The organism is Ruegeria sp. HKCCA4633, assembly GCF_013034605.1.
Taxonomy (GTDB): Bacteria; Pseudomonadota; Alphaproteobacteria; order Rhodobacterales; family Rhodobacteraceae; genus Ruegeria.
Genome location: NZ_WQGJ01000004.1, coordinates 150,381 through 171,481, shown reverse-complemented (window position 1 = coordinate 171,481; position 21,101 = coordinate 150,381). Strand labels below are relative to the sequence as shown.

The 21,101-nt window shown below is 56.4% G+C and carries 23 protein-coding genes, 1 tRNA gene and 1 riboswitch; of the genes, 13 read left to right on the top strand and 11 right to left on the bottom strand.

Annotation, left to right across the window (positions count from 1 at the left end):
- Positions 1-20: 20 nt before the first annotated feature.
- Together GOV85_RS12155 and GOV85_RS12150 are read right to left on the bottom strand one after the other, a co-directional pair.
- On the bottom strand, positions 21-722 hold the full coding sequence (locus GOV85_RS12155; protein ID WP_171178465.1) for a response regulator: 702 nt from the start codon (positions 720-722) through the stop codon (positions 21-23).
- A complete protein-coding gene (locus GOV85_RS12150; RefSeq protein ID WP_171178463.1) occupies positions 719-1,231 on the bottom strand; it encodes a MarR family winged helix-turn-helix transcriptional regulator in 513 nt (170 codons plus the stop codon). Before GOV85_RS12150 ends, GOV85_RS12155 begins: the two co-directional genes overlap by 4 nt.
- A gap of 158 nt (positions 1,232-1,389) precedes the next feature.
- On the opposite strand from GOV85_RS12150, the gene GOV85_RS12145 reads away from it, so the two are divergent.
- The 5 genes from GOV85_RS12145 to GOV85_RS12125 all read left to right on the top strand — a co-directional run bounded on the left by GOV85_RS12145 (position 1,390) and on the right by GOV85_RS12125 (position 5,925).
- On the top strand, positions 1,390-2,256 hold the full coding sequence (locus tag GOV85_RS12145; protein ID WP_171178461.1) for a branched-chain amino acid aminotransferase: 867 nt from the start codon (positions 1,390-1,392) through the stop codon (positions 2,254-2,256).
- A gap of 108 nt (positions 2,257-2,364) precedes the next feature.
- Complete coding sequence (locus GOV85_RS12140; protein WP_171178460.1) at positions 2,365-3,315, top strand: AraC family transcriptional regulator; 951 nt, start codon at positions 2,365-2,367, stop codon at positions 3,313-3,315.
- Between the two features lie 111 nt (positions 3,316-3,426).
- Positions 3,427-3,792 (top strand): hypothetical protein, encoded by a 366-nt coding sequence (locus GOV85_RS12135; protein ID WP_171178458.1) that lies wholly within the window; start codon positions 3,427-3,429, stop codon positions 3,790-3,792.
- Between the two features lie 137 nt (positions 3,793-3,929).
- Complete coding sequence (locus GOV85_RS12130) at positions 3,930-5,498, top strand: alkaline phosphatase (protein WP_171178455.1); 1,569 nt, start codon at positions 3,930-3,932, stop codon at positions 5,496-5,498.
- A gap of 208 nt (positions 5,499-5,706) precedes the next feature.
- Complete coding sequence (locus GOV85_RS12125; RefSeq protein ID WP_171178454.1) at positions 5,707-5,925, top strand: hypothetical protein; 219 nt, start codon at positions 5,707-5,709, stop codon at positions 5,923-5,925.
- A gap of 35 nt (positions 5,926-5,960) precedes the next feature.
- On the opposite strand, the gene cobO is transcribed toward GOV85_RS12125, so the two are convergent.
- From cobO to GOV85_RS12100, 5 genes are all read right to left on the bottom strand, one after another.
- A complete protein-coding gene (gene cobO / locus GOV85_RS12120; protein WP_171178452.1) occupies positions 5,961-6,560 on the bottom strand; it encodes a cob(I)yrinic acid a,c-diamide adenosyltransferase in 600 nt (199 codons plus the stop codon).
- A gap of 56 nt (positions 6,561-6,616) precedes the next feature.
- Positions 6,617-7,552, bottom strand: coding sequence for a DMT family transporter (locus tag GOV85_RS12115; protein ID WP_171178450.1), 936 nt, complete (start codon positions 7,550-7,552; stop codon positions 6,617-6,619).
- Between the two features lie 45 nt (positions 7,553-7,597).
- Positions 7,598-8,260 carry an HD domain-containing protein gene (locus GOV85_RS12110; RefSeq protein ID WP_171178448.1) on the bottom strand — a complete coding sequence of 221 codons (663 nt, stop codon included), beginning with the start codon at positions 8,258-8,260 and terminating at the stop codon, positions 7,598-7,600.
- Entirely contained in the window at positions 8,244-9,344 is a 1,101-nt protein-coding gene (gene aroC / locus GOV85_RS12105; RefSeq protein ID WP_171178446.1) for a chorismate synthase, read from the bottom strand. Before aroC ends, GOV85_RS12110 begins: the two co-directional genes overlap by 17 nt.
- A gap of 148 nt (positions 9,345-9,492) precedes the next feature.
- On the bottom strand, positions 9,493-9,933 hold the full coding sequence (locus GOV85_RS12100) for a 6,7-dimethyl-8-ribityllumazine synthase (protein WP_171178444.1): 441 nt from the start codon (positions 9,931-9,933) through the stop codon (positions 9,493-9,495).
- 71 nt (positions 9,934-10,004) lie between these two features.
- Positions 10,005-10,205: riboswitch (FMN riboswitch) on the bottom strand.
- A gap of 54 nt (positions 10,206-10,259) precedes the next feature.
- Between GOV85_RS12100 and GOV85_RS12095 the strand changes: the two genes are divergently transcribed.
- Together GOV85_RS12095 and GOV85_RS12090 are read left to right on the top strand one after the other, a co-directional pair.
- Positions 10,260-10,871, top strand: a complete 612-nt coding sequence (locus GOV85_RS12095) for an FMN-binding negative transcriptional regulator (protein WP_171178443.1) — start codon at positions 10,260-10,262, stop codon at positions 10,869-10,871.
- 70 nt (positions 10,872-10,941) lie between these two features.
- Complete coding sequence (locus GOV85_RS12090; protein ID WP_171178441.1) at positions 10,942-11,550, top strand: glutathione S-transferase; 609 nt, start codon at positions 10,942-10,944, stop codon at positions 11,548-11,550.
- 22 nt (positions 11,551-11,572) lie between these two features.
- Here the strand turns inward: GOV85_RS12090 and GOV85_RS12085 are convergent, their stop codons facing one another.
- Positions 11,573-12,016 carry a cytochrome c family protein gene (locus tag GOV85_RS12085; protein WP_171178439.1) on the bottom strand — a complete coding sequence of 148 codons (444 nt, stop codon included), beginning with the start codon at positions 12,014-12,016 and terminating at the stop codon, positions 11,573-11,575.
- A 464-nt stretch (positions 12,017-12,480) separates the two neighbouring features.
- On the opposite strand from GOV85_RS12085, the gene petA reads away from it, so the two are divergent.
- Genes petA through GOV85_RS12070 form a run of 3 tightly spaced genes read left to right on the top strand, consistent with a single transcriptional unit; the run spans position 12,481 to position 15,221 of the window.
- Complete coding sequence (petA, locus tag GOV85_RS12080; protein WP_171178437.1) at positions 12,481-13,065, top strand: ubiquinol-cytochrome c reductase iron-sulfur subunit; 585 nt, start codon at positions 12,481-12,483, stop codon at positions 13,063-13,065.
- Between the two features lie 14 nt (positions 13,066-13,079).
- On the top strand, positions 13,080-14,411 hold the full coding sequence (petB, locus tag GOV85_RS12075; protein ID WP_171093028.1) for a cytochrome b: 1,332 nt from the start codon (positions 13,080-13,082) through the stop codon (positions 14,409-14,411).
- Positions 14,412-14,429: 18 nt separating this feature from the next.
- On the top strand, positions 14,430-15,221 hold the full coding sequence (locus GOV85_RS12070; RefSeq protein WP_171178435.1) for a cytochrome c1: 792 nt from the start codon (positions 14,430-14,432) through the stop codon (positions 15,219-15,221).
- Between the two features lie 144 nt (positions 15,222-15,365).
- On the opposite strand, the gene mtaB is transcribed toward GOV85_RS12070, so the two are convergent.
- Positions 15,366-16,622, bottom strand: a complete 1,257-nt coding sequence (gene mtaB / locus GOV85_RS12065; RefSeq protein ID WP_171178433.1) for a tRNA (N(6)-L-threonylcarbamoyladenosine(37)-C(2))-methylthiotransferase MtaB — start codon at positions 16,620-16,622, stop codon at positions 15,366-15,368.
- Positions 16,619-17,452 (bottom strand): diaminopimelate epimerase, encoded by an 834-nt coding sequence (gene dapF, locus GOV85_RS12060; RefSeq protein ID WP_171178431.1) that lies wholly within the window; start codon positions 17,450-17,452, stop codon positions 16,619-16,621. The genes mtaB and dapF overlap by 4 nt, the downstream gene beginning before the upstream one ends.
- 220 nt (positions 17,453-17,672) lie before the next feature.
- On the opposite strand from dapF, the gene GOV85_RS12055 reads away from it, so the two are divergent.
- The 3 genes from GOV85_RS12055 to GOV85_RS12045 all read left to right on the top strand — a co-directional run bounded on the left by GOV85_RS12055 (position 17,673) and on the right by GOV85_RS12045 (position 19,799).
- Positions 17,673-17,748, top strand: a tRNA-Lys gene (locus tag GOV85_RS12055).
- Between the two features lie 351 nt (positions 17,749-18,099).
- Positions 18,100-18,972, top strand: a complete 873-nt coding sequence (locus GOV85_RS12050; protein WP_171178429.1) for a TRM11 family methyltransferase — start codon at positions 18,100-18,102, stop codon at positions 18,970-18,972.
- The gene (locus tag GOV85_RS12045; protein WP_171178427.1) at positions 18,969-19,799 is read left to right on the top strand and encodes a site-specific DNA-methyltransferase; all 831 of its coding nucleotides are present in this window, start codon (positions 18,969-18,971) and stop codon (positions 19,797-19,799) included. Before GOV85_RS12050 ends, GOV85_RS12045 begins: the two co-directional genes overlap by 4 nt.
- On the opposite strand, the gene GOV85_RS12040 is transcribed toward GOV85_RS12045, so the two are convergent.
- Positions 19,746-21,017, bottom strand: coding sequence for a hypothetical protein (locus tag GOV85_RS12040; RefSeq protein WP_171178425.1), 1,272 nt, complete (start codon positions 21,015-21,017; stop codon positions 19,746-19,748). The two genes, GOV85_RS12045 and GOV85_RS12040, sit on opposite strands and share 54 nt — an antisense overlap.
- Positions 21,018-21,101 lie beyond the last annotated feature (84 nt).

Below are 21,101 nucleotides of genomic sequence, written 5' to 3'. Positions count from 1 at the left end.
ACCGCCGCGCAGCGGCACGCTTAATCCGGTGCCAGCATATAGCCTGCGCCGCGGACGGTTTGCAGATATCTGGGCTGTTTCGGGTCTTGCTCGATCTTGCGCCGCAGGCGCGTGATCTGCACGTCCACTGCACGTTCCTGCGCTTGGCCTTTGTCGCGCCCAAGATCCTCTACCAGTTTTGCGCGGCTGATCGGTTCGCCGGGCTGTGCCGAGAAGATCTTCATCAACTGGCTTTCCGTTGCGGTCAGGCGCACGGGATCTTCGCCCTGCCACATCTCTCCCCGCTCGATGTCATATCGGATCGGGCCGAGGTACAGGATCTTCGCGGCTGTTTCCTCGGCTGGCGTTTCCGGCATCCTGCGTAGAATTGCGTTGATCCGCAGCAGCAGCTCTTTTGGCTCGAAGGGTTTCGCCAGATAGTCATCTGCCCCGGCCTCAAGCCCTGCAATCCGGTGTTCGGTTTCCCCTTTGGCGGTTAGAAGCAGGATGGGAGTGCTGTGCGTCTCACGCAGCGATTTTGTCAGACTGACACCATCTTCGCCCGGCATCATGACATCCATGACAATCATGTCGAAATCCAGCCCTGACAAGACCCGCCGCGCATGGGCAGCATCCCGAGCTGCAGTGACCAAGAACCCGTTTCGCATCAGGAATTTCTTGAGCAGATCGCGAATGCGTTCGTCATCGTCAACAATCAGCAGATGGGCGTCCATATCGCTCATGAGGTCGTATCCCGAAGTTTCGTATAGGCATGACGCATATCAGCATCCATCATTGCTTCAAGCACTTTGCGAAATCCGGCCACAGCTTCGGGACCGGCATCCTTGTAAGCGGCGCGCATCCTGGAGCGTTGCGCATCTGACAACGTCGTCTCCAGAGCTTGCCCCTTCTCAGTCAGAAATAGGTGGCGTTCGCGTTTGTCCACCGTGCCGACACGGCTTTCCACCAGCCCATCCTCGATCAAGGTTCGTAAAACCCTGTTTAGAGACTGTTTTGTGACACCAAGGATCGCTAACAAGTTGTTGACCGTAGTCCCAGGTGCACGGTTGATGAAATGGATTGCCCGATGGTGGGCGCGGCCATATGCCATTTCGGTTAGGATGCGATCAGGGTCCGCAGTAAAGCCGCGATAGGCGAAAAACATGGCCTCAATCCCCTGCCGTAATTGCTCATCGGTCAAAAACAACAGGCTTTCGCCCCCATAACGCGGGGCCGGGCGGATGTCGGACATGGTGCGCCTCATTCGTTACTCGGGGCCGAGTTTATGTCAGCGTTATTGACATTCCAAGGGTAGAGCGGTATCGAATCGCAGTTTTTGCGCAATAATATGTTCGTATCGGACTTAATTGGCGCAATAATCGAAAATTCACCCGGTTCAGGAGGTTTCGCATGGCGGGGTATGATGATCGTGATGGTACCATTTGGATGGATGGCAAGCTGGTGCCCTGGCGTGAGGCCAATGTCCATATTCTGACCCACGCCATGCACTATGCCTCGTCCGTGTTTGAAGGCGAGCGCGCATATAACGGCAAGATCTTCAAAAGCCGGGAGCACTCCGAGCGACTGATCGCATCGGCCGAGGCGCTGGATATGCCGATGCCCTATTCGGTCGACGAAATTGAAGCTGCGAAGGAAGAGGCGCTGAAAGCCAGCGGCCTGCAAGACGCCTATGTGCGTGCTCTGGTCTGGCGCGGCTCGGGCGAAGATATGGGCGTGGCGTCCGCCAAGAATCCGGTGCGCATGGCCGTCGCGGTCTGGCCCTGGGGTGCTTATTACGGCGACGCGAAAATGCAGGGCGCTAAGCTGGACATTGCCGAATGGAAACGCCCCAGCCCTGAAACCATCCCGGTTCACGCCAAGGCCGCAGGCCTTTACATGATCTGCACCATCTCGAAACACAAAGCCGAAGCCAAAGGCTGCTCGGATGCCTTGTTCATGGACTGGCGTGGATATGTGGCTGAAGCGACCGGCGCGAATGTCTTTTTCGTCAAAGATGGAGAGGTTCACACGCCGCTGGCCGATTGCTTTTTGAACGGCATCACGCGCCAGACGGTGATCCAGATGTTGAAAGACAAAGGCATCACCGTGCATGAGCGCCGTATTAAGCCCGAGGAAATGGCCGATTTCGAACAATGCTGGCTGACCGGTACCGCAGCTGAGGTTACTCCGGTCGGGCAGATTGGGGAGTACACATTCGAGGTGGGCGACCTGACCCGCGAGATTGCGGAAGACTACGAAAAGCTGGTCCGCTCGTAAGCTTCAGCCCCCCGCTCCGGCGGGGGTTTTTCATTGCAGAAAGTGCAAATATCCATGCAATGCGTCCAGCAATCTGGACGGCTTGTATGGAAAGCGTATTTTTGGCGCATGTTAGATCTTCTCAGCGATATTCTCACGCGCCTGTCCCTGCGTGGCACATTCTACTTTCGCACATCGTTCACACCGCCCTTCGGCATTCAGGTGCCGGGCTATGAAAACGTCGCGCGGTTTCATTTTGTGCAGCGTGGTGAGCTTAAGGTGCATGTCTCAACGACTGGCGAGACACTGAGGCTGCGACAGGGTGACTTGATCCTGATTCCCCACGGTGCGCCGCACGCGTTGCTCTGTGCCGAGGTCAAGCCTTTGGATGCGTTGCCTTTGGAAGAGGTGCTTGAGGTGGCTGGCTACACAGGCGACGGTGTGCTGGTATACGGTGGCTCTGACGAAGACCGAGATACGCAGCTGATCTGCGGTCACTTTTCTTTCACAGGTCCTGCCGGGCGGAAGGGCACTGGGCACATGCTGATCGACCGTCTGCCGCCCTACATCCTTATCGAAAACTACGGCGAAGAAGCCGGGGCCTGGATGGAATCGACTCTGCGTATGATTGGTTCCGAGGTTTCTGGCGCGAAAATTGGCGGCGACCTGATCGCGATGAAATTGTCCGAAGTTCTGTTCGCGCAGGCAATCCGGGCCTATCTGGAACGCCAGAGTCCGCAGGATTCGGCTTTGGCCGGGTTTGCCGATTTGCGCATTTCGCGGGCGCTGACCGCGTTCCATCAAGCCCCGGCTGAGGATTGGAGCGTCGCATCTTTGGCGCGAGAGGCCGGTATGTCTCGCACTGCCTTTGCTCAGCTTTTTGCCGAGAAAATGGGAACGACGCCGATGCAATACCTCACAGACTGGAGGATGCAGATCGCCTGCCATGGTCTGACCGAGGCGCGCTGGAACGTGGCGGACGCGGCAGCCGAAGTCGGATACGCCTCGGAAGCCGCGTTCTCGCGTGTATTCAAAAAACAGGTTGGCCTGTCACCGGCTGCGTACAGGGCGATGCACTGATACTCCGCTAATTTTGAACGATCTGCATTATATCGTAAACGCTCAGGAATTCAGCGTCCGGGATCACCAGATTAACTTCCTTTCATCACTGGTTGAGGAAAGGAAAACCTTATGTCCCTGCGTTTTGTAACCCGCTCTGTCCACGCCTATCTGGATTACCCGGTCGCCGTTGCCCTGATGACCTTGCCGTTCCTTCTGGGGCTGGGTCATTCCAATCCGCTGGCCCTGTGGTTGTCTGTTGCGACCGGGGTGGCCGCCTTTGTTCTGACGGTTCTGACCGATCACCATCTGGGGATCTGGCGGGTTTTGCCCTACAAGGTTCACCTGGCCGTAGACTTGTTGGTCGGCATCACCTTTCTGTTTGCACCCAGCATTCTGGGGTTCTCGGGGTTGGATGCGGCGTTCTACTGGCTGAATGGCGCGGCTGTGGTGCTGGTCATCTCGCTCAGCGCGCCCGAGCAGGAAGTCGCAGCCTGACGGCGTTATCCACATCTGTCATGGTATCATCATGATACTGTCAAGAAACTGAGCCGCGGGGTTTACAAACTGGCGGCTCATATCGGCGCACCAATCGCGTGGTCGGAGAATCGATCACCAGACAGGAGAGCCTCACTATGACCAAGATCTTACGCCCAAACCGTCGTTCGTTTCTGGCAGGCAGCACTGCCTTTGCCGCTTCGCTGGCCATGCCAGCCATCAGCCGCGCCGGATCGCGCCCCGTGTTCACACATGGCGTTCAGTCCGGTGACGTCGATACGACATCGGGCATGATCTGGACGCGCACGGATCGTCCCTCTCGCGTGATGATGGAAGTATCGACCACAGAAAGCTTCGCAGACGCCCGCACACTCCCGCCGATGGATGCCATCCCCAACAGCGATTTTGCAGTGAAATGTCTGGTCGAGGGGCTGCCATCGGATCAAGACATCTTCTACCGATTCGTCGCCGCTGATCTGAGTGACATCCACACCGTATCAGAGCCTATTACTGGGCAATTTCGCACCGCACCGACCTCGCGTCGTAACATTCGGTTTGCCTGGTCAGGTGATACGGCCGGTCAGGGATGGGGTATTGATGACGAAGGTATGCGCACCTACGCGACCATGGCGCAGCACAAGCCGGACTTCTTCATACATTCCGGTGACACCGTCTATGCCGACGGTCCTATGCAGGATGAGGTCGAGAAAGACGGCCAGCTGATCTGGAAGAACACAACCCTGATCGACGAGAAACGCAAGGTGGCCGAAACGCTGGATGAATTCCGCGCCCAGTGGAAATACAACATGATGGACGAGCATGTGCGGGCCATGAACGCCGTTTGTCCCACCTTTTTCCAGTGGGATGACCATGAGGTTGTGAACAACTGGTCCGACGCAAAAGACCTGATTTCAGACGACCGGTATACCGAGAAGTCGGTGCATGTTCTTCAGTCACGCGCCGGGCGTGCTTTCCATGAGATGACACCGTTGCGCATTACGCCGGCAGAGCCAGGGCGTGTGTATCGCAAGATTTCCTATGGTCCGATGCTGGACGTCTTCTTCCTGGACCTGCGCAGTTATCGTGGACCGAACGGCCCGTCGATGGAGGATGAAATCACGGATCAATCCCGCATTCTGGGCGCGGAACAACTGGCATGGCTCAAGCAAGAGCTGGCAGGATCTCAAGCGACCTGGAAAGTGATTGCCTCGGACATGCCGATCGGATTGATCGTCTGGGACAACTGGAAGGAACAGGCCGGAGCAGAGGCAATTTCGAACGGCGACAGCGGGCCGGCCAAGGGGCGCGAGTTGGAGATCGCGGATCTGCTGCGTTTCATCAAAACGGCTGGCATCACCAACACGGTCTGGTTCACAGCAGATGTCCACTACACTGCCGCGCACTACTACGACCCTAACAAAGCACAATTCCAGGATTTTGAACCGTTTTGGGAGTTTGTTTCGGGTCCGCTGCACGCAGGGACATTTGGTCCAAACGCGTTGGATGGGACCTTTGGTCCTGAGGTCAAGTTCGTCAAAGCACCCGCCGAGGGGCAAGGGGTGAACTTGCCTCCAAGTGAAGGGCTGCAGTTCTTTGGTCTGGTGGACATTGACGGAGTGACCGAACAGATGACGGTTCGGCTGATGGATCGGGCAGATACCGAACTCTGGTCGGTTACGTTGGACCCGCAGGATCGCGCGCTCTGATTTCTTGTAACGACGTGTTTGCACCCCGAGCAATCCTCGGGGTGTTTTAGGGCTTGAAAATCCCGACTTAAATAGTCAGATTATTCGCAACGCCAGATGTTGTACCATCAAGCTCATGGTTTCGGGGCGGTTTGCAGGTTTGGCATGACTTTGGTGATAGCTTGCCGCCGCTCCGGAAACGAACCTGTCTAAACAGAACGAGGCCGAAATGAGCGAGTCGCTAGATGAAATTATGGCACGCCATGACGCGCTGGCTGTGTGTGGATGCACCTGTTGCGACAGTGACTATTGCGCCTATGTCGATTGCCAAAAGCCGCGCCGCAAACAAACCGAAGCGATGCCGCCTGTAAGATCAAAACCTGACGATCTTACCCCACGCGCCTCGCTTCGAGAGATTGTTGAAGCGACCCTGAGCCGTTTTGGCTGAGTGACGTAGGCCGTGAGGCCTACGTCAGCCAATTGTCAAAAATCCACGCCGCGCTGCGCCTTGATCCCCGCTTGGAACGGGTGCTTTTCCTCAGTCATCTCAGTAACCAAGTCGGCGTAATCACGCAGCGCTTGGGGCGCGTCGCGGCCGGTCAGGAACACGCTGGTCTTGTCCGAACGCGCGTTCAGGCCGTCGATGACCTGCTCAACAGACAGATACTCGTACCGCAGCGCGATGTTGATCTCGTCCAGCACGACCAGATCGTACTCGCCGCTGGACATCAGGGCGCGCGCCTTGTCGAAGGCGGCGTTTGCGGCAGCGATGTCGCGTTCGCGATCCTGCGTGTCCCAGGTGAAACCTTCGCCCATCGTGTGCCATGTCACCAGATCACGTTCTTCAAAAAAACGGCGCTCGCCTGTTTTCCACTTGCCCTTGATGAACTGAACCACGGCGACTTTCTGGCCCCAGCCCAGCGCGCGGATAACCACGCCAAAAGCGGCGGATGACTTGCCTTTGCCCTTGCCGGTGTTGATTAGAACCAGACCGCGACCGGGGTCCACCGCCTCGGACACTTTCTTGCGGTGCTTGGCTTGCACCTGCTGCATCTTTTCCTTGTGATCCTGCGCGTCGCTCATGGGGGAACCTCTTTGATTGTCCGGCCCAACCTAGGGGAAGATTACAAAAGGTAAAGTCACGCTTTGGGGTCTGTGACTGACCGGGCTTTGCCACGCTCGAGCCCCAACTGGTGTTCGCGCCAGATCACAACAACATTGCCTGCGATGACCAAAGCGGCCCCAATCAGGATTGCAAGCGTTGGCAGTTCGTCGAACCAGACATAGCCAATCACAATCGCAAACAGCATGGTCGCGTAATCATAAGGTGCAAGCATCGAAGCCTGACCAAAGCGATAAGAAGACGTCACCAATATCTGCGCAACCCCGCCGATCAGGCCCATCATGATCAGTATTAGAGCCTGATTCCACGTCGGCATCGTCCATCCCCAGGACGCGGTCAGCGCCGACAGTAAGGTTGCGGTCATCGAGAAATAGAAGACGATCGCAGCCGGGTGATCGACTTTGACAAGCTGCCGGATATGAATCTGCACAAAGGCGCGCGCGATGGTGGCCCCCAAAACGCACAGAGCGCCGATGGTTGCGGCGACCTCCATCTGGGTGCTGCCCAAGCGTGGCCAAATCATGATCAGGACCCCCAACAGACCAAGAGCCACCGCGCCGATACGGATCAGACGAATGCGTTCGCCCAGCATCACGGCGGCCAGAATCAGGGTGAAGATCGGTGTGGCGTAGCCAATTGCCGTCACCTCGGGCAGGGGCAGCAAGCTGAGGCCGGTAAAGGTAAGCCCCATGGCGCTGGTGCCCAGGACGCCGCGCCAGAAATGGCCCATGGGTTTTTTGACCACAAAGCCCTTGGATAATTCCCCGCGCGCGATGAGCCAAAGAATGATGACGGGAATCGCGAACAGGGACCGGAAGAAAACCAATTGGCCCGGCGGGAATTCATCCGATAAAGCTTTGACCAAGGCGGACATCGACGTGAACAGGAACAGCGCGCCCAGTTTCAGCGTCACTGCCAGCATAGGTCGATGCGATGTTAAGGGTTTTGTCATCGGCGCGAACCTGCGCCTTTGGAGGACAAAGATCAACGGGTGGGTTTAGTCATTCACCCAGGATTGAGGCAGAGAATTGCCGATTTCCTCGCCGAATTCTTCAAGAAAGCGGATCATACGCGTGGTGCGTTGTTCCGCAATCTGTCTGCCGGTCTGGGTCAGCATGTCGCCCGGCAGCCCCAGCAGTTTGACTTTCCAATGGTCGAGCGAGAAATGCAGGTCGTCCAATGGCCGGTTTTGGGCAAAGGGATCTGCCGCGTCATAAAGAGTACGCCCCAGTGCTCCGGAAACAGAAAAGTTGCGCGCAATACCAATGGCACCCAAAGCATCAAGCCGATCTGCATCGCGTAGGACACGCGCCTCGGCTGTTTTCGGAGTAATGTCGGCCGAGAAGCTATGGGCTTCGATCGCATGCTGGATGGCTCGGATCTGGTTCGAGTTATACCCCAAATCCTGCAGAATAGGCTCTGATTCCACTGCGGATTTGCGAGATGCCAGATGCCGATCAGGATCATCCTTGGGTAGATTTACCAGATCATGCAGATAACTTGCGGCCAGCAGCACGGACATATCGGTTTGATCATCTGCGATGGCCTGAGCGTTGGTCCAGACCCGATCCAGATGGGCCAGATCATGGGCTGGATCCGTTTCCATGCGATGCGCGACCACCGCACGTAGGCGCGTGCGCAGATCAGCCGATCCGTCCACGGTTCTCTCCGATCTGACCGCGATGCAGAAGCAGGTGGTCGAGGATCACGCAGGCCATCATCGCTTCGCCAACCGGAACCGCGCGGATGCCGACGCAGGGGTCGTGGCGGCCTTTGGTGATGATCTCGGTCTCTTCACCCGACTTGGTGATCGTTTTGCGTGTGGTCAAGATCGATGACGTAGGCTTCACGGCAAAGCGTACCACAATGTCCTGTCCGGTTGAGATACCGCCCAGAATGCCACCGGCGTGATTCGAGCTGTATTGCGGGCCGTTCTGGCCCATGAAGATCTCATCCGCATTGGCTTCGCCGGTCAGTTCCGCGGCCGCCATGCCTTCGCCAATTTCCACACCTTTGACGGCGTTGATCGACATCATCGCAGCGGCCAGATCAGTATCTAATTTGCCGTATACGGGCGCTCCGATTCCTGCTGGAACACCGCGCGCGACGACCTCGACCACAGCGCCGACCGAGTTGCCGGACTTGCGCAGATCGTCCAGATACGCGGCCCAGTCCTCGGCAGCTTGTGCATCGGGTGTCCAGAACGGGTTCTGTTCGATCTGGGACCAGTCGAAATTTGCACGGTCGATTTTGTGCGGTCCAATTTGCGTCATGTAGCCTGTGATCTGCACATTCGGCGCGATCTGTTTGATCGCCTCACGCGCGAGCCCTCCGGCGGCGACACGTGATGCGGTTTCCCGCGCCGAGCTGCGCCCGCCTCCGCGATAGTCGCGGATGCCGTATTTCTGCCAATAGGTGATATCGGCGTGGCCCGGACGGAACTTGTCCATGATATCGCCGTAGTCTTTTGAACGCTGATCGGTATTCTCGATCATCAATTGCACCGGAGTGCCGGTGGTCTGGCCTTCGAATACTCCCGAGAGGATTTTTACCTGGTCCGGTTCGCGCCGCTGCGTGGTGAACTTGTTCTGACCCGGTTTGCGCTTGTCCAGCCAGTGCTGGATCATGGCTTCGTCGATTTGAACACCCGGAGGGCAGCCGTCGACCGTAGCGCCCAAAGCGGGACCATGGCTTTCGCCCCAGGTGGTGACGCGGAAGAGGTGTCCAAAACTGTTCATCGACATGGGGCGTGCTCCTTTGCGGGTCGTGATTAGCGGGCGCGGGTCCTGGCCTCAAGCGGAATTGCGTTTTGGAGGTGGTGGAGGGGACGTCGTCCCCTCTTGAGCCTGCGGCTCAATTCACCCCTGCCGTATTTGGGACAAGAAGAAGCGATCAAGCTGCGCTTGCGATTTTTGTGCGGATCTGGGTGATGCCGAGCGCGGCTTGAGCGGCTTCGCGGCCCTTTTGCACGAAGTGGTCGCGGTAGATGGCGTTGTGGTGCTCGGTCTCTTGATACTGGTGCGGCGTCAGCGAGACAGACAGGACAGGAACGCCGGTATCCATTCCTGCTCGCATTAGGCCATCGACCACTGCCTGCGCGACGAAGTCGTGGCGGTAGATGCCGCCATCCACAACAAAGGCGGCGCACGCTACGACGGTGTAGTTGCCGGTTTGGGCCAGGTCGCGGGCCAACAAGGGCATTTCGAACGCGCCGGGGACGTCGAAGACATCGACCTGCTTGGCGGGGATGAGTTCGAGGAAGCCGTCAAGTGCGCGGTCGACGATATCGGAATGCCAGTTGGCTTTGACAAAAGCATAGCGGGTGTGTGTCATCGTGATCTCCTTTCGTAACAGACACGTCACCCAAGGCGATCACGAACAAGCACACCGATTGCCGGCGTGTTGCACGTTCTCTTTCATCCGGACTGTAACCGTCGGCTCTGGCTTCTCACCAGATCTGCTTGTCACCCTCTGGCGCTTCTACACTTTGTCCGAAAACCGGTTCCCACTTTTCGGATCGTGGACACTTTTGGGCCGCTCGCGGGCTTACGGGTCGTCGCCCGCATACCGCCGGTGGGGAATTTCGCCCCGCCCTGAGAACAAGACGGTCCTTGCATATCTTGGGCCTCGTCTGCAAGAGATTTGGCAGGAGGATCACCATGCACCCGAACCCCGCCTTTTGCGCCGAGGAGCGCGCGCGCCATATTGAGTTCGCCCGTGACCGAGGATTCGGTGTATTGGTCTTGTCGACAGATGGTGCCCCGCTGTTGAGCCATGTGCCGATTCTTCTGTCGGACGACGGCAGGGTGGCTGAACTGCATCTTGTCCGCTCCAATCCCATCGTGCGCGCCTTGGAAAAGCCGAAAGCGGCGAAGATCGCGGTACAGGGGCCGGATGGGTATATCTCTCCGGATTGGTATGAGGTTGAGGATCAGGTTCCAACCTGGAACTACGTGGCTGTGCATCTGACCGGGGAGCTGGAGTTGCGCCCGCAGGAAGAGCTGTTGGATCTGTTGAACCGGCAGTCGGCCTTCTATGAAGAGCGCCTGCAACCTAAACCTCCATGGGCCACAGGAAAGATGTCAGATGAGGCTCTGACCAAAATGATGCGGATGATCGTGCCGTGTCGAATGCAGGTCGAGGATGTTCAGGGCACATGGAAGTTGAGCCAGAACAAGCCTGATGATGTGCGCTTGCGGGCGTCTGAACAGATTGCGTCAGGGATCGGGTCCGAATTGAATGTTCTGCAAGAGCTAATGCGCAACGCCTAGCCCTCGGCAAAGTGTGGGCTTTTGTTTTTGCAGGCCTTCTGTAAGGTCGGCTCAAACAGGGAGCCCGCCGATGAAACTCTACCACAGTCTGACCTCGCCTTATGTACGCAAAGTCATGGTATTGCTGCATGAAACAGAACAGCTTGAAGATGTTGAGCTGGAGACCGTGGCCGGAACACCGATCTCACCGGCTGAGCCACTGGTTAGCAAAGCACCGTTAACAAAAGTTCCGGCGCTGGAGCGCCCGGATGGGCCTACCTTGTTCGACAGTCGGGTAATCTGTGCGTTTCTGGATGCCCGTGCCGGTGGAAAGCTTTATCCCGAGGGCGCAGGTCGCTGGGATGTTCTGACACTCGAAGCGCTTGCTGACGGCATTCTGGATGCAGCCCTTTTGATGACTTACGAAGACCGCCTGCGTCCCGACGACAAAAAGTGGGATGCCTGGATTGAATCGCAGTGGGTCAAGATTGACCGGGCCTGTGCTGTACTGAACCAACGGTGGATGGCGCATTTGTCCGGCCCGTTGGATATGGGGCAGGTCGCCGTCGGCTGTGCGCTGGGTTATCTGGATCTGCGCCATGACGCGCGGGGGTGGCGCAAGGGTAATGACGCACTTGCCAAGTGGTTTGCGGAGTTTGGCGAGCGACCCAGCATGGTGGCCACCCGCCCTCAGGGCTAAGGCATCCTCAGCCGCATCTGCGTTACTGGCTGAACGTCGCCAGATAAGCAGCGATATCTTCCGCACCTTTCTTGAGCTTGACGCTCATGTTCGGGCGGGCGGTGTCATCGTCGAGATAATCCTTGATGAACCCGATGGGGTCTTTGGAATAGGCGGCGATGTTTTCTTCGGTCCAGACCAGACCTTCTTCACCGGCGCGGATCATGTCGTCGGTGAACATTCCGATGGGTAGGCGCTCGCTGCCATAACGGTAATCGTTCTCGGACCCGGCGACTCGTCCGATGACACCATAAAGATTCGGTCCGGTGATTCCGCCTTTGACCAGAACTTTTCCGTCTTTGATGATCGCGTGGCATGACGAGCAGCGGTTATAGATCGCCTTTCCCTTTTCGGGGTCACCTGCGGCAAGGGTCTGAGTGGACAGCGCCAGTGTAAGTAAAGCTGTGGTCAACAGGGTTTTTGACATAGGGGGTCTCCTGACAGGAGTTCGCGCGTTTTGCCCGCTGTCCTGTATTCGCGCAAAAAGTGCAACGGGGTAAACCTGCACAATTTGCAATTTAAATCATCTATTTGGGGAATATGATTTTGCAGAAAACAATCCCGTTCCCGCCGGTTGGATTGTGAACATTCAAGGCGCAATTCAGCGTTACATGGCTGGAACGCCCCGCGCCTGCTGGGCGTCGTCTTTGGTGTCTGCTGGCAATCGAATCAAAGCAGCCTGATTCGACCTGATCAACAAAGTTGAGCGCAAGATTCACCAAAAAAACGGCCTCGTTCCCTAAATGAAGCGGCACATGCGGCGTATTGCGCGTTTATGAACGCTGGACGAACACTATTCTCCCCGATAGTAAGCGCGTTTAAGACGCCGCTTTCACGCGGTGCGCGAGCTTTTTGCCCGTCCGCGGGCGCCAGACAATCGGAGATAACCTCGTGTCCCACGCAGAAGACCACGAAGGCACCCGCAGAGATTTCCTGTATTACGTCGCTGGCGGCGCAGGTGTCGTTGCGACGGGTGCAGCCGTATGGCCCCTGATCAACCAAATGAACCCGTCAGCAGACGTGCAGGCGCTTTCGTCGATCCGCACGGATGTGAGCGGGGTCGAGCCGGGTACACAGCTGACCGTCAAGTGGCTGGGAAAACCCGTCTTTATCCGTCACCGCACTGGTGCTGAGATTGCCGAAGCGCAGCAGCAGGATGAGGAAGCCATTGGCAGCCTGCCTGATCCGTTGGCACGGAACTTCAACCTGAACGCGGATGCGCCCGCGACTGATGCAAACCGTGTTATGCCGTCGCCCGAAGGCGAGGCAGAGGGCGCGTGGATTGTTCAGATGGGCGTTTGCACCCACTTGGGCTGTGTCCCCTTGGGCGACGCTGGCGATTTCGGCGGTTGGTTCTGCCCCTGCCACGGTTCGCACTACGACCTTGCTGGCCGGATCCGCAAAGGCCCCGCTCCTGAGAACCTGCCTGTTCCACCCGCAGAGTGGGTCGACGCAACAACCATCAAACTCGGCTAAGGGAGACCCAGTTTATGTCCGGAATTCCCCACGATCATTACGAGCCGAAGTCAGACGGCGAAAAGTGGCTGAACAGCCGCCTTCCCATCGTCGGCCTGCTGTATGACACCCTGATGATCCCGACCCCCAAGAACCTGAACTGGTGGTGGATCTGGGGCATCGTCCTGGCGTTCTGCCTGGCGCTGCAAATCGTTACCGGCATCATCCTGGTGATGCACTACACCCCGCATGTCGATCTGGCCTTTGCCAGCGTCGAGCACATCATGCGTAACGTGAATGGCGGCTACTTCATCCGTTATCTGCATATGAACGGCGCATCGCTGTTCTTTGTTGCGGTCTACATTCACATGTTCCGCGGCCTGTATTACGGCTCGTACAAAGCCCCGCGTGAAATCACGTGGATCATCGGTATGCTCATCTACCTGATGATGATGGGTACCGCGTTCATGGGCTACGTTCTGCCTTGGGGCCAGATGTCCTTCTGGGGCGCGACAGTGATTACCGGCCTGTTTGGTGCGATCCCGTTTGTGGGTGAAGCGATCCAGACTTGGCTGTTGGGCGGACCCGCCGTGGACAACGCCACGCTGAACCGCTTCTTCTCGCTGCACTACCTGCTGCCGTTCATCATCGCGGCGCTGGTCATCGTGCATATCTGGGCTTTCCACACCACCGGCAACAACAACCCCACGGGCGTTGAAGTGCGCCGTGGTTCAAAAGCCGAGGCCGAGAAAGACACATTGCCGTTCTGGCCCTACTTCGTGATCAAGGACCTGTTTGCGCTGGCCGTAATCCTGGTCGTGTTCTGGGCAATCGTCGGCTTTATGCCGAACTACCTGGGCCACCCGGACAACTACATCGAAGCCAACCCGCTGGTCACACCTGCGCACATCGTTCCGGAATGGTATTTCCTACCGTTCTACGCGATCCTGCGTGCCTTCACCGGTGAGGTCTGGGTTGTTCAGTTCGCCAGCTTTATCACCGGTGGCATCATCGACGCCAAGTTCTTCGGTGTGATTGCGATGTTTGGTGCGATCCTGGCCATGGCGCTGGCGCCCTGGCTGGACACATCGAGCGTGCGTTCGGGTAAATACCGTCCGATGTTCAAATGGTGGTTCTACCTGCTGATCATCGACTTCTTTGCCCTGATGTGGCTGGGTGCGATGCCCGCGGAAGAGCCCTATGCGACCTTCTCGCTGATCGCGTCTGCCTACTGGTTCGCCTATTTCTTCGTTATCTTGCCGATCCTGGGTGTTATCGAAAAACCGCTGACCCCACCGGAGACCATCGAAGAAGACTTCAACGCGCATTATGGCAAGGCTGACGCCGAAGCCACGCCGGCCGAGTAAGAAGAGGGACCGGATACCATGTTCAAGAAACTTGCAATCGGCGCTGCGTTTGCTCTGGCCCTGACCCCTGCTGCATCTTTTGCGGCAGGTGGTGGCGATCAGCATATCGAAGATTTCGCCTTTTCGTTCGAAGGTCCGTTTGGCACCTGGGATCAAAACCAGCTGCAACGCGGTCTGCAAATCTATACCGAGGTTTGCGCAGCCTGCCACGGCCTGCAATATGTTCCCCTGCGTGATCTGGAAGCGCTGGGTTACAACGAAGAGCAGGTCATCACCTATGCGGCGGACAATTTTGAAGTTTTCGATCCTGAATTGGACGACTTCCGCCCGGCGATCCCGACCGATCACTTCCCGGCCAATACTGCCGTCGGCGCACCCGACCTGAGCCTGATGGCCAAGGCGCGTGCAGGCTTCCACGGCCCTTACGGGTTGGGCATCAACCAGCTGGTCAAGGGCATGGGTGGCGCGGAATACATCGCCTCGCTGCTGGATGGCTACACCGGCAAGGAAAAGGAAGAGGCAGGCACCATCCTGTACGAAAACACCGCTTTTCCGGGCGGCTGGATTTCGATGGGCCCGCCACTGGCAGACGAACAGGTCGAGTTTGCTGATGGTCACTCGAACTCGGTCGAGCATATGTCGGAAGACGTTGCGGCCTTCCTGATGTGGGCGGCTGAGCCCAAGCTGATGGATCGCAAGAACGCCGGTTTTGTTGGCGTAATCTTCCTGTCTATTCTGTCAGTCCTGCTGTATCTGGTGAACAAGCGCCTCTGGGCACCACATAAGGGCAAGCTCCGTCCAGAGGATTGATCCTTTTTCGGAATTAGAAATCGAAACCCCCGCGCCCACCCGGTTGCGGGGGTTTTCTTTGGGAACTAGCTAAAAAGGGGCCAGCCCCTTCTTGGCCTTTGGCCAATTCATCCCCGAGGTATTTTGGGCCAGATGAAGGGCGGATCAGACAGTGAGTTGGTTTGAAGTCTGTCCGGTGATTGCAGCCGTAACGATCTGACCTTCGGGCTGAGGTGTGGCGAAGGACACTTCGGTGAATTGCTCGGTCCGGCCCATATGGGGGTTTTCCATCAGGATATGATGGGTTTTGCCGATCTGTTCCGATAGGTGCTTTGAGACCTGAGCATCCCCGGCCGCGCGCAGTCGGGCCGCGCGGTCTTTGATCACCGTTCCATTGATTTGCTGCGGGATTCGTGCGGCAGGCGTGCCGTCACGCTTGGAGTATGGGAAGACGTGCAGCCACGTGAGATTGCAGTCTTTGACCAGCCTGAGCGAGTTTTTGAAATGCTCTTCGGATTCCGTAGGAAACCCCGCGATAATATCGGCACCAAACGTCATGTCAGGGCGCAGCTTTCGGGCGTCTTCGGTAAATCGGATCGCGTCGTCGCGCAGGTGGCGGCGTTTCATCCGTTTCAGAATCAGGTCGTCCCCGTGCTGAAGCGAGAGGTGCAGGTGTGGCATCAGGCGCGGCTCGGTCGCGATGGCTTGCATCAGGTTTTCGTCGACCTCGATCGAATCGATTGAACTGATCCGAAGGCGCGGCAGGTCTGGCACCAGTGTGAGGATGCGCATCACTAGATCGCCAAGCCTGGGTTCTGCGGGCAGGTCGGCCCCCCACGAGGTCAGATCGACCCCAGTCAGAACCACTTCGTTGTAGCCCTTGTCCACAAGCCGCTTGATCTGATCCACAACAACGCCCGCAGGGACGCTGCGAGAGTTGCCGCGGCCATAGGGGATGATGCAGAAGGTGCAGCGGTGATCACAGCCGTTTTGAACCTGCACATAGGCGCGTGAGCGTGTGCCAAAGCCGTCGATCAGGTGGCCCGCCGTTTCGGTCACGGACATGATGTCATCAACCTGAACGGCCTCGGTCTCGCCAATGAAATCGGCGGCCATGCCTTTCCAGGTTGCGGGCTGCATTTTCTCGGTATTGCCGATGACCGCATCGACCTCTTCCATTTGGGCAAAGGTCTCGGGTTCAGTTTGGGCGGCGCATCCGGTGACGATCAGACGGGCGTTGGGGTTTTCGCGCCGCAATTTGCGGATCTCTTGCCGGGCTTTGCGGACGGCCTCAGCCGTCACCGCGCATGTGTTCACCACCACAGCATCGGTCAGACCTGCCTGCTGTGACAGCTCTTTCATTGCCTCGGTCTCATAGGCGTTCAGGCGGCAGCCCAAAGTGGTGAACTTGGGCGGGTTCATCCCAAAGACCCCAAGAACTCAGGGGTGATGGTGCCCGAGAAGACATGCGCTGTCGGGCCGGTCATCCAGACTCCATCCTCGCGCCAGTCGATCCAGATCGTGCCGCCATCCAACTCGATCTGAACTTTGCGCCCCGTGAGACCGCGTCTTGCGGCTGCAACCGCCGTCGCGCAGGAGGATGAGCCAGATGCCAATGTGATCCCGACACCACGCTCCCAAACACGCATACGGATGCTGTCCGTGCCAGTCACTTGTGCGACTTGAACGTTGGTGCGCTCTGGGTAGAGTGGATGGTGTTCGTAACGCGCGCCAAACTCGTTCAGCGGAATTGCCTCGGCGTCTTCGACAAAGAAAGTGCAATGCGGATTGCCCATACCGGTTGCCGTAGGCGCACCTTCGATCGGTAACTCCAGCGTGTCCATCTCCTCCGCCAGCGGTATGTCCTGCCAGTCCAGTTGAGGCTGTCCCATATTCACCGAGGTCAGACCATTGCCGACATCTTTTGCAAAGAGGGCACCGCGTTCGGTTGTCAGGGCCAGTTCGGACTTTCCGGTCTCATCCATCAGAAACCGCGCGATGCAGCGTGTTGCATTGCCACATGCGGCCGAGGTAGATCCATCGGAATTGTAGAAGACCAGATGTGCGTCCGCCTGGCCGTTTTCGATTACAGCCAATTGGTCGAAACCCACCCCAAACTGCCGATGGCCGATTCCCTTTGCGAGAGCCGGTGTAATCTGGGAATCGCACCCGCGCGCATCCACGATGACAAAGTCATTTCCCAGCCCGTGCATCTTCATGAAGGGCAAACCGGTATCGAGTCTCTGTTGCATGGCGGCGATATAACCCCGGTCCGAACATGAATCCACCCTGTTGCGCAGAATCGTGAAAAAAGGGGTTGACCCCCCTGCGACACCTGCCTAATTAGGCCGCCTATCGGGTCGCCGGAAACATAAGATGTATCGGTGAAACGAGGCGCAAAATAAGGACTTGAACCCGATCAGGGATTTGTCTTAAAGAGCGCCACGGATCAGGAAGATCCAGCAAAAGAGTGGGCCGTTAGCTCAGTTGGTAGAGCAACTGACTTTTAATCAGTGGGTCGCAGGTTCGAATCCTGCACGGCTCACCACTTTAACAGACTGAAATGTAACGAAAAACGAGCTGCAACTTCACTTCCCGTTTTCGAATTTTGCAACAAAATTGCAACAATGGCAATTTTGTCATGCGACAGCGTCGAGCTCAAAAGCAAGAAGCTCGTATCATCAGTCAGATAATCTCAGCACGGTAGCGAATCCTAACTGGATGTTTAGCCTTGTCACCGCAATGTGTCAGCAACCGACAAGTTGGAGGTGGCTTCAAGCTTGCGTTGTAGGTAACTAAGTGTAGCGTTCCGCGCGTCTGCAGCAACAAGATACATTGCGCATTGGGCCGTGTTTATGTAGCAATTGAAGTCAAAACGATCAGGTGAGGGACAAGAGCAATGAATGTTGAAGCAGGCGACATCGAACCCGAAAAGCTCGAAAGGGTCGTCGATCCACGCAACAAGCTCAACGACCTCACCGCCAGCGAGTGGATCGCCCGCACCGTCTCCGTGATGGTACAAAAGGGGCTAGGCAAGGGCTCCAAAGACGCCCAGATCGAGAGGCAACATCCCGCGCCCTTTTCCTACCAAGATGTCGCTCGTTTCATTGAGTTTTTTACAAAGAAGGGGGAGACCGTACTCGATCCCTTTAGCGGTGTCGCTTCCACTTCGAAGGCTTGCGCTTCGATTGAGAGAAATTCGATTGGATTTGAACTCAATCCGAAATTCCATGAACTCTCCGAGCTTCGACTCGACAGCGAGGTTCCGAAAAAACTCCTGTCGAAAACTCAGCATGACATCCGACTGGGTGACGCACGCACTTTGGCGGCCGGTATTCCCGATGAATCAGTGGATTTCATCATTACGAGTCCGCCCTATTGGGGCATCCTGAACAAAATTGACCACAAAGCAAAGCAGGAGCGGTTGGCGAACGGCCTCGATCACAACTACGGCGATACGACAGCTGATCTTGCCAACATCGAAGAATATGACGAATTTCTTGATGAACTAGGGGCTCTTTTTGGATCCCTTGCCCGCGTGCTGAAGCCGAAAAAGTATGCCGTAGTCATCGTTGGAGACTTTAGAAATAAAGACCAGTACTATCTTTTTCATTCTGACCTGTCGCGTGCGATAGAAGACCACGGCCCCTATAAGCTGAAGGGCGTCACAATCATCTACCAAAAGTTCAAAAGGGTTTTCCCATACGGCTATCCTTTTGCATTCGTGCCGAACATTCATCACCAATATGCAATGATCCTCCAAAAGAAATGACACAGGCGAATCCAAAAAACGTCATCTTAAATGGCGACGTCCTCGACCAACTTAAATACCTGAATGACGGATCGGTCGATCTCGTGATCGCTGATCCGCCTTATGGAATCGAGAAAGACTTCGGCAAGCCGGACAGCTGGCAAAGCCTTGACGATTGGAAGGACTGGTGCTGGTCTTGGTTGACTGAATGCGAACGGATTTTGAAGCCAAATGGGAGCATTTTGCTCTATGGGATTAGCCACTACATTTGCTTCAACCAAGTCCAACTCTACGAGCTTGGAATGCGCTACCGGAGGCAAATAATATGGCACTATGAGAACGGCTTTTGTGGCAACCGGAATATCCGGGCGACATACGAGCCCCTATTATGGTTCTCAAAATCTGACGATTTTTACTTCCGAGAGATTCGTGAGCCGTACAAGAGCGCTGACCGGTTGAAGTATAGCGTCAAGAAAAACGGAAAAACTTGGACTCCAAATCCAGAGGGACGTTTGGCTGGGGATGTGTGGAATATCCCAACGCTGGCTGGGCGTCGCTTTAAGGATGAGAAAGTAGGCCACCCCACGCAAAAGCCGCTGGCAATCTCCGAACGGCTAGTCGATCATTTTTGCCCAAAAGATGGGCTAATCTTGATACCGTTTGCGGGTTCGGGTTCAGAGTGCGTTGCAGCCTTTGAAAAAGGCCGAGATTTCATAGGCGTCGAACTCAATGAAGAGTATTGCGTCATCGCAGAGCGGCGCCTAACAGATCGAGGTTGGCCGATAAGTAGAACTTTACCCGAAGAATCCCGGGCCGAACTCGAGAACGTCGCCGTCGCTGTCAAATAGCTGGAAATTCCCTTCTGAATTCCGCCACATGGGCACGGTTTCATTAGCTACCAGAAAGGCTAAGGTCGCTTCCCTCGGTTTTTGGGAAAACAGAACAATCTGAACGGCATCCGAAGGGTTTACTTCAGCGGGCAGGTCAAAGTGCGCATAGCCCTTGATTTGCCCTAACGCCTTCTCAGATTGGCGGCGCTCGTCCGACGGGCTCCCATCAAGGGTCTTAACTTCAACCAGCAGTGATGTGCTTCCTTTGATCGCAAGGCAATCGAACGGGTCTTCGAAAAGCCTGTAGTCCTCCCCTTCCATTCTTTCTGCGAATTGCTTCACCACTTCATGGTGCAGCTTCGTTCGGCGCTTCCTGAGTTCAATTGCACCGGACAAATCTACCATGGATTCATCGGAATCACCCTCTTTGAATTCCGGGGTCGCCGCGATGGTTCCGCTGTCCACTTCTTTGGTGATCCGTTTTCCAGATGCCGGCGCGGATTTTTTTCGCTTTGCTTTACGCGAAACTGGCTCAATGCTGTCCTCAGCAATTTCGATGCTAGCGCTAGGATAGCTCATCCCGGACTCCCGATGGAGATCGCCAACTTGATCAGCAATGCTAGGCAAGATTTTGACGGCGTTCCTAGCTTTCGACTCGCCGACGCCAATTGCATCAACTAACGCCTCGAAATCGAGGTCTAGCAAATCAGATATTCGCTCATATTCAGATTCAGAATCGTCGCTACTCTCAAACGCCAGCATCAGCTTGAAATTGTCGATACCGGGGTTGTCGCTAACGAGGCGAAGCAGAATCCGATACGGATGACTTCGGTTTCCATCGGCGTCCTCTAACTCGAGTGCAAGCATCGCCTCGCGCCAAAGAGCATTCGTCACTGTCTCGCTGTCTGCGGCAAGCAACTCAGCACCCTTTGGCGTAAGATCAAAGGTGCCCGCTATTGGATCGTGGTCAATAAAGCCCGCCAAAACCAGAAACCTTCGCATTTCGCGGGCTGCCGTCTCGGTGCCCCTGCTGGCGCGTGGTTTCAGGGCTTCCGCCGCCAAATTTGCATCTAGGTCACCACCGCCGCGAAAAGTGTAGACACCACTCCTTGCAAGTTCAGGCCCGAAAACATCATCGCGTCCAAAATCTCGTCCGGCTCCGATGGTTTCCGAAGCCGTTCGAAGAGCCTCCGTCAGGCGATTTACGTTTGCGAACTGGTGGGGAAAATTCTTCATCAAAATAGTCTCGACTGCTTCTCATACTTGAGATTGCTACCGCGCCATCAATCCTCTGGCAACGCGTTCCCACCGGTTTGGCTT